We start from the raw sequence: 15,478 nt of genomic DNA on the forward strand, positions 1-15,478 counted from the left end.
TTGCGCGACTGGACCCTATAGATTAAAGCCAGCCCTTTTCGCGCACAAGACCGCGGACGCGCTCGATCGAGGCGGCCACGGTCTCGCCGGTGGTATCGATGACGTGGGCATCGACCGCCGGCTTGAGAGGCGCAACGGCACGCGATGCATCGCGCGCGTCCCGCTCCACAATCTCCTGATATATTCGATCAAGGTTAGCATCGGCGTGCAACTCGGACAACTGCGCGTGGCGCCGCGCGGCGCGTTCGGCCGCCGAGGCGGTCACGAACAGCTTCAGGTCGGCCTCGGGAAAGATCACGGTCCCCATGTCACGACCGTCGGCGATCAGTCCCGGCGGAACCGCGAATGCGCGCTGGCGCTCCAGCAGCGCCTCGCGCACGGCGGCCTGTACGGCCCACTGCGATGCCGCCTCCGAGACGAGGTCGCTGCGGATCGCCTCGGTGACGTCCTCGCCGGCCAGATGGACGCGCTGCCCGTCGCCGCTGTCGGGCTCGAAATACAGCTCGAGATGCCGCGCCGCCTCGGCGCCCCGTTCCCGATCCGTCTCGGCCGCCGGGTCCAGGCCGCGGCGCAGGGCCGTCAGGCCCACGAGACGATACAGCGCCCCGCTGTCGAGCAGATACCAGCCCAGCTCCCGCGCCAGGGCCGAGGCCAGCGTGCCCTTGCCGGCGCCGCCGGGCCCGTCGAGCGTCATCACCGGCGAGGAATTCACGACGCCGCCCGCTCGCTGCGGATCGCCAACCCGGCCGCCGCGGCCACCGACACGAACCCAGGAAACGAGGTGTCGACGTAGTCGCAGTCATCGATCGTGATCGCGGCGTCCGCGCGCAGCGCGGCGATCGCGAACGCCATGGCGATGCGATGATCGGCGTGGCTGGCGACATGTCCTCCGCCGAAGCTCGGCGCCTGCGGCCGGCCGACGATCGTGAGCCCGTCCTCGGCCACGGTCACGTCGACACCCAGCGTGGCCAGGCCGTCGGCCATGACCGCGATCCGATCCGATTCCTTGACCCGCAACTCGGCGGCGCCGGTCAGGCGCGTGGTCCCCTCGGCGCAGGCCGCGGCGATGAAGATCGCCGGGAATTCGTCGATCGCCAGCTCGACCTGATCGCCGCCGATGGCGATGCCTTTAAGGGGCGCGCTGCGCACCCGGATGTCGGCCACCGGTTCGCCGGCCTGCTCGCGCTCGTTGTCGAGGACGATGTCCGCCCCCATCGCCAGAAGGATGTCGATCACCCCGCGGCGGGTGGGATTGATGCCCACCGCCGGCAGCCACAGCTCGCTGTCCGCGGCGATGCTGGCCGCCACCATGAAGAAGGCCGCCGACGAGAGATCGGCGGGCACGGCGACATCGGCGGCGCGCAGCCGCTCGACCGGCTGCAGTGACACCCGGCGATCGCCGCGTCGCAGCGGCACGCCGAAGGCGGCGAGCATGCGTTCGGTATGGTCGCGACTGACGCCGGGCTCCTCGATGCGCGTCTCACCGTCGGCGTAGAGACCGGCCAGCAGCACGCAGGACTTGATCTGGGCACTGGCCACGGGCGGACGGTAGGTGATGCCGCGCAGGGGCCGACCGCCCCGGATGTGCAGCGGCGCGCGACCGGCCGCGTCGCCGCGGATATCGGCACCCATCCGGGTCAGCGGCTCGATGACCCGCGCCATCGGCCGGCGCGACAGACTGGCATCGCCGGTGAGCACGCTGTCGAACGCCTGCCCGGCCATCAGGCCGGACAGCAGTCGCATGGAGGTACCCGCGTTGCCGAGATCCAACGGTGCATCGGGCGCCTGAAGCCCGTGCAGGCCGACGCCGTCGATGACCAGGGCATTGCCCTCGCGTCGATGTGCCACGCCCATCGCGGCGAAGGCCGCCAGGGTCGCCAGGCAGTCCGCACTCTCCAGGAAGCCGGTCACGCGGGTCGTGCCCGAGGCGAGCGCCGCGAACATCACCGCCCGGTGGGAGACGGACTTGTCGCCGGGCACCTGCACCTCACCCTGCAGATGGCCGCCGGGCTCGATCCGGAAACGACGCACGACTCAGCCGCCCCGCGCGGCGGTGAAGCGGTCCCGCGCCTGCTTGGCGCGGCCGAAACAATCCATCAACGGCGCCCGCTCGCCCTGTTCGATGGCCGCCCGCAGGGTCTCCAGATCGCCGATGTAGCGCGAGAGCACCGGCAGGATCGCGTCCCGGTTGGCACCGACGATATCGCTCCACAGCGTGGGATCGCTGGAGGCGATGCGGGTGAAGTCGGCGAAGCCGCCGGCCGCGTAGTCGAAGATTTCGGTGCGCTCGGCCATGCGCGCGAGGCTGTCGACCAGCGCGAAGGCCAGCACGTGCGGCAGATGGCTGGTGGCCGCCAGCACCTCGTCGTGGTGGGCAGCGCCCATCTCGGTGACACGGGCGCCGAGGCCGTGCCACAGCCCGGTCACCGTCGCCAGCGCGTCGGCGTCGGTCTCCGCCGTCGGCGTGAGAATCACGCGGCGACCCGCGTAGAGTTCCGCAAAGCCGGCCTCCAGCCCGCTGTGCTCGGTGCCGGCGATCGGATGACCCGGCACGAAACGGGCAAAGCGCTCGCCGAGCCAGGCGCGGGCCTCGGCGATCACGCTCAGCTTGGTGCTGCCGACATCTGTGACCGCGGCCGCCGGCGCCAGGGCCGGCGCGATCGTCGCGAGCGTATCCGCCATCGCCCCGATCGGCACCGCCACGACCACCAGATCCGCCCCGGCCACGGCGACGGCGGCGTCGGTTCCGGCTTCGTCGACCAGCCCCAGCGCCAGCGCCCGATCGGCGTCGGCGGGGGTGCGCACGCAGCCGACCAGCACGCCCTCGTGACCGCGGGCGCGCAGACCGCGCGCGACCGAGCCGCCGATCAGCCCGAGGCCGATGATGGCGATGCGCTCGGGCAATGCCGGCGTGGGCTCAGCCACGGTCCCGCACCGCATCGAGCGCGGCCAGAAAACGCGCGTTGTCCTCGGCCGCGCCAACGGTCACCCGCAGATGTTCGGGCATGTCGTAACTGGCCAGCGGGCGCACGATCACGCCCTCGCGCAGCATCGCCTGGAACAGCGGCGTCGAAGCCTCGCCGCAGTCGAAGGTGATGAAGTTGGCCTGCGACGGCAGGCAGGACAGCCCGCGCGCCTGCAGCTCCGCGGCGAGCGCGGCCCGCTGCACGGTGTTGGTCCCGATCGACCGGTCGATGAAGGCTTCGTCGTCGAGGGCGGCCTCGGCGCAGTGCAGGCCGATGGTGCTGACGTTGAAGGGCTGACGCACCCGGTTGATGTAGTCCGCGACCTCGGGCGACGACAGCCCGTAGCCGACCCGAAGCCCGGCCATGCCGTAGATCTTGGAGAAGGTCCGCGTGACGATCAGGTTGGGATAGCGCTCCAGCCAGGCGCGGCTGTCCGGCCGCTGGTCGCGGTCTTGGTACTCGAGATAGGCCTCGTCGAGCACGACCACAACATGGGCGGGCAGCGCGTCCAGAAAGGCTTCGATCGCCGCCGGCGCGAGCCAGGTCCCGGTCGGGTTGTTCGGGCTGGCGATGAACACCACGCCGGTGTTGTCGTCGACGTGATCCATGAAGGCGTCGAGATCGTGTCCGCGCGGCATTTCGGCGCTGGGGCCGAGCGCCGGCACCACGCGGGTCTCGGCGTTGACCGCGCGAGCGACGATCGGATAGACGGCGAAGGCGTACTCGGAGAACACGGCGTTCTTGCCCGGCCCGAGAAACACGCGGGCGGTGAGCTCGAGCACGTCGTTGGACCCGTTGCCGAGGGTGATCCGGCCAGGCTCGATGGCGTGCCGCGCGGCCAGCTTCTGCTTCAGCGCGAAGCCGTTGCCGTCCGGGTAGCGATGCAGCTCACCGGCGAACTCGGCCAGCGCTCGCGTCGCCGCCGGCGCGGTGCCGAGCGGATTCTCGTTCGACGCCAGCTTGATGATCGAGGACAGGCCGAGCTCTCGCTTGAGGTCCTCGATCGGCTTGCCGGGCTCGTAGGCGTGCAGGCTGCGAATCCCGGCATGCGCCTGATCGGTCAGCGTAAGACTCATGGCATCAACCGCTTGCGTGTCGTATTCAAAGTCGTTTCGAGATTGCGTCAGGGGCTGCCGGCGCCGAAACCGACCGAACGTGGATAGGAGCCCAGGACCTTGAGGAAAGCCGCCTCGGATTCGATTGCATCCAGCACCTGGCGCACGCGCGGCTCGTCCACGTGGCCCTCGATGTCGATGAAGAAATTGTAATCCCAGGCCTGGCGCCGCGACGGCCGCGACTCGATGCGGGCCAGGTCGACGCCCGCCTCGGCCGCCGGTGTGAGCAGCCGGTGCAGCATGCCCGGCCGGTTGCGGATGGCCACGAGTATGGACGTCATATCGGCCCCGGTGGCGGGCACCGACTGCCGGCCCAGGACCAGAAAGCGCGTGGTGTTGTTGGGCTCGTCCTCGATGTTGGAGGCGAGCATCGGCAGCGAGTAGAACTCGGAGGCCGCGCGCCCGGCGATCGCCGCCGCACTGTCCTCGCGCGCGACCATCCGCGCCGCCTCGCCGTTGCTGGACACGCCTTCCCGAACGACGCCGGGCAGATGCGCATCCAGCCATTTGCGGCACTGTGCCAGCGACTGCGCATGGGCGACCACGCGGCGCACGCCGTCCAGGGTTCCGGCGTTGGACAGCAGATGATGATGCACCGCGAGCGCGACCTCGCCGCAGATCGACAGCGAACTGCCCACGAGCTGGTCCAGTGTGTGGCTGACCACGCCCTCGGTGGAGTTCTCCACCGGCACGACGCCGAAATCGGCGTTGCCGGCCTCCACCTCGCGGAAGATCTCGTCGATGGCCGCCCGCGGCAGCGCGTCCACGGCGTGCCCGAAGTGACGGTACACCGCCGCCTGCGTGTAGGTGCCCTCGGGACCGAGGTAGGCGACCTTCAGCGGCGATTCGAGCGCCAGACAGGCCGACATCACCTCGCGCATGAGGCGGGTGAGCGTGGCGTCGTCCAGCGGGCCGGCGTTGCGCTCGGCGACCCGGCGCAGCACTTCGGCCTCGCGCTCGGGGCGATAGAAATCCGAACGCCCCTGCGCCTGCTTGATGCGGGCGACCTCGAGCGCGATCTCCGCCCGCTCGCCGATCAGCGCCTGGATGCGCGCATCCAGCGCGTCGATGCGCTCGCGCGCGCCGGCCAGGGCGTCGCTGTCCGATGAATTGCTCATGCCGATCCTGTCCTCACGCTCGCCGCCATGCGCCGGCCGGGCCGCCGGTCAGGCGGCCTCGCTGCCGACGGCCCCGAGATAGCGCACGCACAGCACGCCGTCGATGCCCTCGATCTCGGCCACCGCATCCTCGGCGATGGGCGCATCCACGTCCACCAGCGTGTAGGCGACGTCGCCCTTGGACTTGTTGAGCAGGTCGGCGATGTTGTGGCCGTGGCGCGCCAGCGCCGAGGAGATCTGCCCGACCATGTTCGGCACGTTGTTGTTGACCACCGCCATGCGGTGCGCCCGGGCTGTGGGCGGCATGATCGCTTCCGGGAAGTTCACCGAATTGCGGATGTTGCCCACTTCCAGGTAGTCGCGCAGCTGATCGGCGACCATGACCGCGCTGTTGTCCTCGGCCTCGTCGGTGGACGCGCCCAGATGCGGCAGCGTGACCACGCGCGCGTGGCCGCGCAGTTTCTCGGAGGGGAAATCGCAGATGTAATAGCTCAGCTTGCCGGCATCCAACGCCGCCAGCACCGCGTCCTCGTCCACGATCTCGGCGCGCGAGAAGTTCAGCAGCACGGCGTTCTTGCGCATGAGCTTGAGCCGCTTGGCGTCGATCAGCCCGCGGGTGTCCTCGACCAGCGGCACGTGCAGGGTGACGAAGTCGGAACGCGAGAGCAGCTCGTCGATCGACAGCGCCTCCGACACGCCCGCATGCAGCCGCCAGGCGTTGTTGACGGTGATGCCCGGGTCGAAGCCGAGCACGCTCATGCCCAGCGACTGCGCGGCGTTGGCCACGTTGACGCCGATCGCCCCCAGGCCGGCGATGCCGAGCGTGCGCCCGGGCAGCTCGATGCCCTTGAAGCGTTTCTTGCCGGCTTCGACCTCTTTCTTGAGATCCTCGCCGCTGCTGGTCAACTCCTCGACGTAGCGCCAGGCGCCCATCAGATTGCGCGATGAGAGCAGCAGACCGGAGAGCACCAGCTCCTTGACCGCGTTGGCGTTGGCGCCGGGCGCGTTGAACACGGGCACGCCGCGCTTGCTCATGTCCGCGACCGGGATGTTGTTCACGCCGGCGCCGGCGCGGCCGATCGCGCGCACCGAAGCGGGAATCTCCATCTCGTGCATGTTCGCCGAACGCAGGATGATCGCGTCGGGGCGCGACAGTTCGGAGGCGATCTCGTAGAGCTCGCGCGGGAGGCGATCCAGGCCCTTGCTGGAAATGTTGTTGAGCGTCTGTACCTTGTACGTCATCGAAAACCTTTATCGATCAAACCGATTGAAAATGCATCCGGGTGCGCGCGGCCGCCGGGCCGAGGCGACGGCGTCGCCCGCCCGCAGCGGCGGCGCGCGGCCGAGCATGCACCGGCCGTCGTGTCATCGTGGCGACAGCCGGTGCCGCTCGTGGCGGCGTCCCCGTCAGCCGTTGTCCTTCTCGAAGCCGCGCATGAAGTCGATCAGCGCGTCCACGCCCTCTTCGGGCATCGCGTTGTAGATCGATGCGCGCATGCCGCCGACCGAGCGGTGACCCTTGAGCGTCGACAGGCCGGCTTCCTCGGCCTGTGCCAGGAAGGTCTTGTCGAGGCTGTCGTCGGCGAGCAGAAACGGCACGTTCATGCGCGAGCGCGCCTCGGGCGCCACCGGGTTGCGGTAGAAGTCCGAGCCGTCGATGAAGTCGTAGAGCTTGCGCGCCTTGCGCGCGTTGCGCTCGGCCATGCCCTCGACGCCGCCGTTGGCCAGGATCCACTCGAAGGTCAGCCCGCACATGTACCAGGCGAAGCACGGCGGCGTGTTGAGCATGGAATCGGCGTCGGCCTGCTGCTTGTAGTCCAGCACCATGGGCGTCTGCGCGTTCGCGCGGCCCATCAGCTCGTCGCGCACGATGACCATGGTCACGCCCGCCGGCCCGGCGTTCTTCTGCGCACCGGCATAGATGACGCCGAACTTCGACACGTCCACCGGCTGCGACAGGAACGACGAGGACATGTCCGCCACCAGCGGCGTATCGCCGACGTCGGGCACCTCGGGGAACTCGACGCCCTGAATGGTTTCGTTGGGCGTGTAATGGACATAGGCGGCGTCATCGCGCAGCTGCCAGTCGGCGCGCGGCGGGATACGCGTGAAGGCGTCGGCCTCGCCGGTCGCCGCCACCTGCGCGTCGCCGTACTTGCCGGCCTCCTTGACCGCCTTCTTGCCCCAGTTGCCGGTGACGATGTAGTCGGCGCGACCGGCATCGCCCATCAGGTTGAGCGGCACGCCGGCGAACTGGCCGGCCGCCCCACCCTGCAGGAACAGGACGCTGTAGCCCTCCGGCACGTCGAGCAGCTTGCGCAGGTCCGCCGTGGCCTTCTCCGCGATCGAGACGAAGGCATCGCCGCGGTGGCTCATCTCCATCACCGACATGCCCGTGCCGTGCCAGTCCAGTAGATCGGCCTGGGCGGTTTCGAGCACTTCGACCGGCAGCGTTCCCGGTCCGGCGCTGAAGTTGTAGACACGTGCCATATAGCTCTATCTCCGGTTCAAGAAATCGTTGAAGGCGGCGCGCGCGGACCGGTTCAGTCGATCGCGTCGTCGTCCGCAGCCTCCGGATCATCCGCGGCGTCGTCGGCATCGTCGGCATCGTCGGTGGCGATGCGATCCACGCCGACCAGGCGCTGATCGTCGGCGACGCGGATGATGCGCACGCCCTGGGTGTTGCGCCCCAGCACCGAGACTTCGGCGACCGCCGTGCGGATGAGCGTGCCCATGTTGGATATCAGCATGATCTCGTCGTCGCCCAGCACCTGGGTCGCGCCGACGACGGCGCCGGTCTTGTCCGACTGCTTGAGGGCGAGCACGCCCTGCCCGCCGCGGCCGCGCAGCGGATAGTCGGTCGCCGGCGTGCGCTTGCCGTAGCCGTGTTCGGTCACGGTCAGGATCTCGCCCTCGCGCACGACGATCAGCGCGATCACCGCCGCGTTCTCGCCCTCGGGCAGACGGATGCCGCGTACGCCGGCGGCGTTGCGGCCCATCAGGCGCACGTCGGCCTCGGCGAATCGGATCACCTTGCCGCTGGAGGCGAACAGCATCACCTGATCGTTGCCGGCGGTGCGGTCGACGCCCACCAGGGCGTCGTCCTCGCGCAGGTCGATGGCGATGATGCCGTTGGAACGCGGGCGCGAGAACTGTTCCAGCGCGGTCTTCTTGACCGTGCCGTTGCGGGTGGCGAAGAACACGTTCTCGTTGGTGTTGAAGTCCTTGACCGGCAGCACCTGCGAGATGCGCTCGTCGGACTCCAGCGGGAGCAGGTTGACGATCGGCTTGCCTCGGGCCCCGCGGCCCGCGCTGGGCAGCTCGTAGACCTTGAGCCAGTACGCCTTGCCCGCGGACGAGAAGCACAGCAGCGTGTCGTGGGTGTGGGTCACCCACAGTTTGTCGATGAAGTCGGCGTCCTTGGTGGTCGTGGCCGACTTGCCGCGGCCGCCGCGGCGCTGGGCACGATAGGCGTCCAGCGGCTGCGACTTCACATAGCCCTCGTGGGTGAGCGTGACCACCACGTCCTCGGGCGTGATCAGATCGGCGGTGGTCAGATCCAGATGGTCGCCGATGATCTCGGTCGCACGCGCATCGCCGTACTCGCGCTTGATCGCCTCGAGCTCCTCGCGGATGACCTCGAACAGCCGATCCATGCTCGACAGGATCTCGATGTAGTCGGCGATCCGGTCGAGCAGCTGCTCGAACTCCTCGATGATCTTGTCCTGCTCGAGCCCGGTGAGCCGGTGCAGGCGCAGATCGAGAATCGCCTGGGCCTGGGTCTCGGTCAGGCGATAGACGCCGCCCTCCTGGAGGCCGTAGGCGCGCGACAGATCGGCCGGGCGCGAGGCCTCGGCGCCGGCCCGCTCGAGCATGTCCACCACCTGCCCCGGCGGCCACTCGCGGCCGATCAGCGCCTCGCGCGCCTCCGACGGCCCGCTGGAGGCCTTGATCAGTGCGATCACCTCGTCGATGTTGGCCAGCGCGATGGTCAGGCCCTCGAGCACGTGCGCCCGGGCGCGGGCCTTGGCGAGATCGTACTGGGTGCGCCGGGTGACGACCTCGCGCCGGTGGCGGATGAACGCCTCCAGCATCTGCTTGAGATCGAGGGTGCGCGGCTGGCCGTCGTCGAGCGCGACCATGTTGATGCCGAACACGGTCTGCATCTGCGAATGGCGATACAGATTGTTGAGCACCACCTCGGGGGTCTCCCCGCGGCGCAGCTCGATCACCATGCGCATGCCGTCCTTGTCGGACTCGTCGCGCAGCTCGGTGATGCCCTCGATGCGCTTGTCCTTGACCAGTTCGGCGATCTTTTCCAGCAGGCGGGCCTTGTTGACCTGGTAGGGCAGCTCGGTGACCACGATCGCCTGCTTGCCGCGCTCGTCCACATCCTCGAAGTGTGCCCGCGCCCGGATATAGATGCGCCCGCGCCCGGTCTCGTAGGCCTCGCGGATGCCGTCGGCGCCGTTGATCACGCCGGCCGTGGGGAAATCCGGGCCCGGCACGTAGGCCATGAGATCGGCGACGGTGACGGTCTCGTCGTCGATGACCGCCAGACAGGCGTCGATGATCTCGCCGATGTTGTGCGGCGGGATGTTGGTCGCCATGCCCACCGCGATGCCGGTGCCGCCGTTGACCAGCAGGTTCGGCAGCTTCGTCGGCAGCACGGCCGGCTCGGATTCCGACTCGTCGTAGTTCGGAATGAAGTCGACCGTGTCCTTGCCGATGTCGGCCAGCATCTCGTGGGCCAGCTTGGCCATGCGCACCTCGGTGTAGCGCATGGCCGCCGGCGCGTCGCCGTCGATGGAGCCGAAATTGCCCTGACCGTCGACCAGCACATAGCGCATGGAGAAGTCCTGCGCCATGCGGACGATGGTGTCGTAGACCGCCGAGTCGCCGTGCGGGTGGTACTTACCGATGACGTCGCCGACCACGCGCGCCGATTTCTTGTACGGCCGGTTCCAGTCGTTGGACAACTCGTGCATGGCGTAGAGCACGCGTCGGTGCACGGGCTTGAGCCCGTCCCGCACGTCGGGCAGCGCACGGCCGACGATCACGCTCATCGCATAGTCGAGATACGACTGGCGCATCTCGTCCTCGAGGTTGATCGACAGAATCTCTTTTGCGACGTCGGCCATAGGCGTTTTCTGGTGGTGCGCTTTCCGGCCCCGACCACGGTCTTCGACTGCAGCGGAGCGTCAGCACACGGGCTGGCATCCGACCGCCGCGGCACCGGCTGAAACCGGCGCGGGGGCCGTCGCGTAAAGCATGCGATGTTACCACAGCCGGTGTGCCAAAACGCCCCGACTACGCTAGAGTGGCCGCCGTCATCGCCCCGCGCAGTCAACCGTTTCATGACCCCGATCGACACACTCATCCTCGCCCGCCGGGTCGTGCCCGTGGCCGGGCCGACGCGGGTTCTCGAGGACCACGCCGTGGCCGTGCACCACGGCCACATCGAGGCCGTGGTGCCGGCGGCCGAGGCCCGCGAGCGCTTCGAGCCCGCCGAAGTCGTCGAGCTCGACGACCACGTGCTGCTGCCCGGCTTCATCAACGCCCACACCCATGCGGCGATGAACCTGATGCGCGGCATCGCCAACGACATGCCGCTCATGCCGTGGCTGACCGAACACATCTGGCCCATCGAGAGCGCGTTCATGTCGCCGGGCTTCGTCGCCGAGGGCACCGACCTGGCGATGGCCGAGATGCTGCGCAGCGGCACGACCTGCTTCAACGACATGTACTTCTTCCCCGACGTCGTCGCCGAACGCGTCGACGCCGCCGGCATGCGCGCCGCCGTGGGCATGATCGTGATCGATTTCCCCACCGTCTGGGCCGCCAACGCCGCGGAGTATCTCGACAAGGGGCTGGCCGTGCGCGACGCCTGGCGCGGTCACGAACGCATCACGCCGGTGTTCGCCCCGCACGCGCCCTACACCGTCTCCGACGAACCGCTGGAAAAGATCCGGACCTACGCCGACGAGATGGATCTGCGCGTGCACATGCACGTCCACGAGACCGCCTTCGAGGTGAACGACGCGCTCGAAAAGACCGGCGAGCGCCCGCTGGCGCGGCTCGACCGCCTGGGCCTGCTCACCCCGAATTTCCTCGCGGTGCACATGACCCAGCTGACCGACGACGAGATCGATCACTGCGCCCACACCGGGGTGCATGTGCTGCACTCGCCGGAATCCAACCTCAAGCTCGCCAGCGGGCTGTGCCCGGTGCAGCGGCTCATCGACGCCGGCGTCAACGTGGCGCTGGGCACCGACGGCGCGGCCTCCAACAACGACCTCGACATGATCGGCGAGATGCGCACCGCCGCCTTCAGCGGCAAGCTCGCCGGCGCCCGGCCGGATGCGGCCGCGGTCTCCGCCGACACCGCACTGGAAATGGCTACACTCGGCGGCGCCCGCGCGCTGGGCCTCGACGAGATCACCGGCTCGATCGAACCCGGCAAGGCCGCGGACCTGTGCGCCGTCGACCTGTCCGCCATCGAGACCGCACCGATGTTCGATCCGGTCGCGGCCGTGGTCTACAACGCCTCGCGCGAGCGCGTGACCGACACCTGGGTGGCCGGCCGCCGCCTGCTCGCCGACCGCCGGCTGACCACCCTCGACGAGGCGCAGCTGCTCGACACCGCCGCGCGCTGGCGCGACACCCTCGCCGGACATGCCCGGCAGCCCGCCGCACGGAGATCCGCCGAATGAGTCCGACCGACCAGAACGCCGAACTCGCCAAGTTCGCCCGCCTGGCCGAGCGCTGGTGGGATCCCGACGGCGAGATGCGCCCGCTGCACGACATCAACGGTCTGCGGACCGACTACATCGACCAACGCGCGCCGCTGTCCGGAAAACGCGTGCTCGACGTCGGCTGCGGCGCCGGCCTGCTCGCCGAGGCCATGGCCGCGCGCGGCGCCGAGGTCACCGGGCTGGATCTGTCCCCCGAGCTGATCGAGGCCGCGCGCGCCCACGCGGCCGAGTCCGGCCTGTCGATCGACTACCGCTGCGTGGCCACGCGCGAGCTGGCCGCCGACATGGCCGGGGCCTTCGATATCGTGGTCGCCTACGAGATGCTGGAGCACGTCGACACGCCGGCCTACGTGGTCGACGACTGCGCGCTGCTGACCCGACCCGGCGGCGGCCTGTTCTTCTCGACCATCAACCGCAGCCCCAAGGCCTGGGCGCTGGCCATCGGCGGCGCGGAATACGTCCTCGGCCTGCTGCCGCGCGGCACGCACGACTACGCCAAGCTCATCCGCCCGGGCGAGCTCGCGCGCTGGTGCCGCGACGCTGGCCTGACCGTGGCCGCCGTCGACGGCATGCACTACAACCCGCTGACGCGGCGTGGACGGCTGGCCGCACGTCCGGACGTGAACTACTTCCTGCACGCGACGCGCCCGGACAGCGACCGATGAGCGCACGCCCCGATCGCGCGGTGCTGTTCGACCTGGACGGCACCCTGCTGCACACGGCGCCGGATCTGGCCGGCGCGGTCAACGACATGCGCGTCGAACGCGGCCTGGAGCCGCTGCCGCTGTCCGAGCTCGAGCCACTGTGCTCCTACGGCGGCCGTGGCATGCTCGGCCGCGGCCTGGACCTGACCCCGGACGACGCCGAGTACGCGGCCACGTTCGATGCCTTCATCGAGCGCTATCGCGCCCGCATGACCCGGGATACGCACCCCTACGAGGGCATCCGCGAGCTGGTGCGCGCCATCGTCGGCGACGGCTGCGCCTGGGGCGTGGTCACCAACAAGATCGAAGCCCTGGCGACGCCGCTGATGGATCACATGGCCTTCGACCCCGCGCCCGGCTGCGTGGTCGGCGGCGACTCCGCCGGGGTCCCCAAACCGGACCCGGCGCCGCTCTATCTGGCCTGCGAGCGCATCGGCGTGGCGCCCGCGCGTTGCATCTACATCGGCGATTCGGATCGCGACATCGATGCCGGCCGGGCCGCGGGCATGGCCACCATCGGCGTCGCCTACGGCTATATCCCGCCCGGCGACGACATCCACGGCTGGCAGGCGGACCGCGTCGGCGCCCGCGTGGCCGACCTCGCCGGCCTCATCCGCGAACTCAAGGACCACGGAAGCGCATGACCGGAACGAGCACCGACACCACCACGCCCGGCCCGCTGGCCGGACGCGTGATCCTGATCACGGGGGCCGGCGGCGGCATCGGCGCGGCGGTCGCACGCGCCGCGGCTGCGGCCGGCGCCGAGTGCATTCTGCTCGGGCGTCGCGAACGCACCCTGACGCCGGTCTTCGACGCCATCCGGGCCGACGGCGGCCCCGAGCCGGCACTGTTCCCGATGGACGTGACCAAGGCCGGGGAGGACGACTATCAGCGCCTGGTGGACGGCATCGCCGCGGACTGCGGCCGTCTCGACGGCGTGGTGCATACTGCGGCCCGCTTCGACGGTCTGATGCCGCTGGCCACGCATCCGATCGACGGCTGGCAGCGGATCATGCACGTCAATCTCACCGCGGCGTTCGCGCTGACCCAGGCCTGCCTGCCCCTGCTGCAGGCCGCCGAGGATGCCTCCGTCGTGTTCACGCTGGACGAGACCGCAGCGGCACCGAAGGCGTTCTGGGGCGCCTACGCCGTGAGCAAGGCAGCTCTGGAATCGATGCTGCGGCTGTTCGCGGTCGAACACGAACAGAGCGACGCGCTGCGTTTCAACGGCGTCGATCCGGGCGCGCGGGCCACCGGACTGCGCCGCAAGGCCTTTCCCGCCGACGATCCGGCCGCCGCCCCGGCCGAGGACATCGCCGGGCAGTACATCCACCTGCTCTCGCGCGCCGCACGCGGCACCACCGGCACCGTTCAGCGCTGAAGCGTCGCCCGCCCGTGGTCGCAGCGATCGCGGAGCGCGCAGTCGGCGCAGTCGGGGCGACGCTTGTGGCAGCGCCCTCGGGCGTGCGCCACGATCAGCGCGTGCAGCTCGTCGTAGAACGCGGCCGTCGCCGGGCCGACGGCCTCGACCGCCTGCCGCAGCCTCTCGTAGCGGCGCGGTCCGGACCACCAGCCGTAGCGCTCGAACAGACGAAAGGCATAGGCATCGGCCACGAACTGCGGCCGGCCGAAGGCATAGAGCAGAATCGCGTCGGCGGTCTCGGCGCCCACGCCGCGCACCGAGAGCAGATCGCGCCGCAGCGCCGGCGTCTGCCAGGCGTCGAGCACCGCGAGGCCGCCGTGGGCGAGCAGCCATCGGCACAGCGCGCGCAGCCGTTCGGCCTTGACGTGATGCGGCCCGGCGCGTCGGATCAGGGTGGGCAGATCCGCATGCGCCAGCAGCGCATCCGGCGTGAGCGGCCCCGCCGCACGCAGATTCGCGATCGCAATCTCGACGTTGGTCCAGGCCGTGTGCTGGGTCAGCACGGCGCCGACGAGCACCTCGAATCGCGGCTGCTCGGCGTCCTGAGTCGGCCACCAATGCTGGGGTCCGTAGGCGCGCAGCAGGGTGTCGTGAAAATACTGCAGCCCGCGCGCGGTGGGCGCGCCCCGACCGTCCACGTCAGCGTTTGAGATCGACCGTCGCGGCCAGTTCGCGGATCTGCTTGCGATCGAGCTCCCGATAGCCGCCGGCCTTGACGCCGCCGGGCAGCGCCACCGGACCGAAGCCGGTGCGCATCAGCCGGGATACGGTCACCCCCTGCGAGGCCCAGAGTCGGCGGACCACGCGATTGCGGCCCTGACGGACGGTCACCTCGAACCAGCGGTTGGCACGCTGGGCATCGTCGCTCACGCGGATCGAATCGAAGCGGGCCACGCCGTCGTCGAGCATCACGCCGTCCATCAGCCGCTCCAGCATGGCGTCGTCGACCGCGCCACGCACCCGCACCGCGTAGGTCCGCACGATCTCGTAGCTGGGATGCTCCAGACGGCGCTTGAGCTCGCCGTCGGTGGTCATCAGCAGCAGACCGGAGGTGTTGACGTCCAGACGGCCGACCGCCAGCCAGCGGCCGGCCTTCATGCGCGGCAGGCCCTTGAACACCGTGGGCCGGCCGTCCGGATCGCGGCGGCTCACGACCTGGTCGACGTGTTTCTTGTAGGCCAGCACGCGACACGGCGCCTTGAGGCGTTCGCCGAGATTCAGCCGCTTGCCGTCCATGCGGATCTCATCGCGCGGGTCGGCCTTGTCGCCGAGCGTGGCCACGCGGTTGTTCACGCGGATCCGCCCGGCCTCGATGACCTGCTCGAGCTGTCGCCGCGAACCGTAACCGGCGCGGGCGAGCAGTTTCTGGAGACGTTCGGACATGATCGCTTCCGGGC

The 15,478-nt window shown here is 69.7% G+C and carries 14 protein-coding genes; 4 read left to right on the forward strand and 10 right to left on the reverse strand.

Annotation, left to right across the window (positions count from 1 at the left end; all coding sequences use genetic code 11):
* Window positions 1–22: 22 nt before the first annotated feature.
* The 8 genes from cmk to gyrA form a co-directional block, all read right to left on the reverse strand.
* Window positions 23–694: a (d)CMP kinase gene (gene cmk / locus SAHL_RS05165; RefSeq protein ID WP_184947405.1), complete on the reverse strand. Its 672-nt coding sequence runs from the start codon at window positions 692–694 to the stop codon at window positions 23–25.
* A gap of 14 nt (window positions 695–708) precedes the next feature.
* The gene (gene aroA / locus SAHL_RS05170; RefSeq protein WP_123590333.1) at window positions 709–2,031 is read right to left on the reverse strand and encodes a 3-phosphoshikimate 1-carboxyvinyltransferase; all 1,323 of its coding nucleotides are present in this window, start codon (window positions 2,029–2,031) and stop codon (window positions 709–711) included.
* 3 nt (window positions 2,032–2,034) lie between these two features.
* Complete coding sequence (locus SAHL_RS05175; RefSeq protein ID WP_221177841.1) at window positions 2,035–2,940, reverse strand: prephenate dehydrogenase; 906 nt, start codon at window positions 2,938–2,940, stop codon at window positions 2,035–2,037.
* The gene (gene hisC, locus SAHL_RS05180) at window positions 2,918–4,042 is read right to left on the reverse strand and encodes a histidinol-phosphate transaminase (RefSeq protein WP_123590335.1); all 1,125 of its coding nucleotides are present in this window, start codon (window positions 4,040–4,042) and stop codon (window positions 2,918–2,920) included. The genes SAHL_RS05175 and hisC overlap by 23 nt, the downstream gene beginning before the upstream one ends.
* Before the next feature lie 47 nt (window positions 4,043–4,089).
* Entirely contained in the window at window positions 4,090–5,199 is a 1,110-nt protein-coding gene (gene pheA, locus SAHL_RS05185; protein WP_123590336.1) for a prephenate dehydratase, read from the reverse strand.
* A 48-nt stretch (window positions 5,200–5,247) separates the two neighbouring features.
* Window positions 5,248–6,441 carry a 3-phosphoglycerate dehydrogenase family protein gene (locus tag SAHL_RS05190; RefSeq protein ID WP_123590337.1) on the reverse strand — a complete coding sequence of 398 codons (1,194 nt, stop codon included), beginning with the start codon at window positions 6,439–6,441 and terminating at the stop codon, window positions 5,248–5,250.
* 165 nt (window positions 6,442–6,606) lie between these two features.
* Window positions 6,607–7,689 (reverse strand): 3-phosphoserine/phosphohydroxythreonine transaminase, encoded by a 1,083-nt coding sequence (gene serC, locus SAHL_RS05195; protein ID WP_123590338.1) that lies wholly within the window; start codon window positions 7,687–7,689, stop codon window positions 6,607–6,609.
* Window positions 7,690–7,742: 53 nt separating this feature from the next.
* Window positions 7,743–10,340: a DNA gyrase subunit A gene (gene gyrA / locus SAHL_RS05200; RefSeq protein ID WP_123590339.1), complete on the reverse strand. Its 2,598-nt coding sequence runs from the start codon at window positions 10,338–10,340 to the stop codon at window positions 7,743–7,745.
* Between the two features lie 216 nt (window positions 10,341–10,556).
* Here gyrA and SAHL_RS05205 point away from each other — a divergent pair, with 216 nt between their 5' ends.
* From SAHL_RS05205 to SAHL_RS05220, 4 genes are read left to right on the forward strand one after another with little or no spacing between them, the layout of a single operon-like run.
* Window positions 10,557–11,912: a TRZ/ATZ family hydrolase gene (locus tag SAHL_RS05205; protein ID WP_123590340.1), complete on the forward strand. Its 1,356-nt coding sequence runs from the start codon at window positions 10,557–10,559 to the stop codon at window positions 11,910–11,912.
* Entirely contained in the window at window positions 11,909–12,619 is a 711-nt protein-coding gene (gene ubiG / locus SAHL_RS05210; RefSeq protein WP_123590341.1) for a bifunctional 2-polyprenyl-6-hydroxyphenol methylase/3-demethylubiquinol 3-O-methyltransferase UbiG, read from the forward strand. The genes SAHL_RS05205 and ubiG overlap by 4 nt, the downstream gene beginning before the upstream one ends.
* Complete coding sequence (locus SAHL_RS05215; protein WP_123590342.1) at window positions 12,616–13,302, forward strand: HAD family hydrolase; 687 nt, start codon at window positions 12,616–12,618, stop codon at window positions 13,300–13,302. Before ubiG ends, SAHL_RS05215 begins: the two co-directional genes overlap by 4 nt.
* On the forward strand, window positions 13,299–14,039 hold the full coding sequence (locus SAHL_RS05220) for an SDR family NAD(P)-dependent oxidoreductase (RefSeq protein ID WP_123590343.1): 741 nt from the start codon (window positions 13,299–13,301) through the stop codon (window positions 14,037–14,039). The genes SAHL_RS05215 and SAHL_RS05220 overlap by 4 nt, the downstream gene beginning before the upstream one ends.
* Here SAHL_RS05220 and SAHL_RS05225 read toward each other — a convergent pair.
* Window positions 14,030–14,719, reverse strand: a complete 690-nt coding sequence (locus tag SAHL_RS05225; RefSeq protein WP_221177842.1) for an endonuclease III domain-containing protein — start codon at window positions 14,717–14,719, stop codon at window positions 14,030–14,032. The two genes, SAHL_RS05220 and SAHL_RS05225, sit on opposite strands and share 10 nt — an antisense overlap.
* Window position 14,720: 1 nt before the next feature.
* Window positions 14,721–15,464 carry a pseudouridine synthase gene (locus tag SAHL_RS05230; RefSeq protein WP_123590344.1) on the reverse strand — a complete coding sequence of 248 codons (744 nt, stop codon included), beginning with the start codon at window positions 15,462–15,464 and terminating at the stop codon, window positions 14,721–14,723.
* Window positions 15,465–15,478: the final 14 nt, after the last annotated feature.

Source organism: Salinisphaera orenii subsp. halophila YIM 95161, assembly GCF_003732545.1.
GTDB classification, from domain to species: domain Bacteria; phylum Pseudomonadota; class Gammaproteobacteria; order Nevskiales; family Salinisphaeraceae; genus Salinisphaera; species Salinisphaera orenii_A.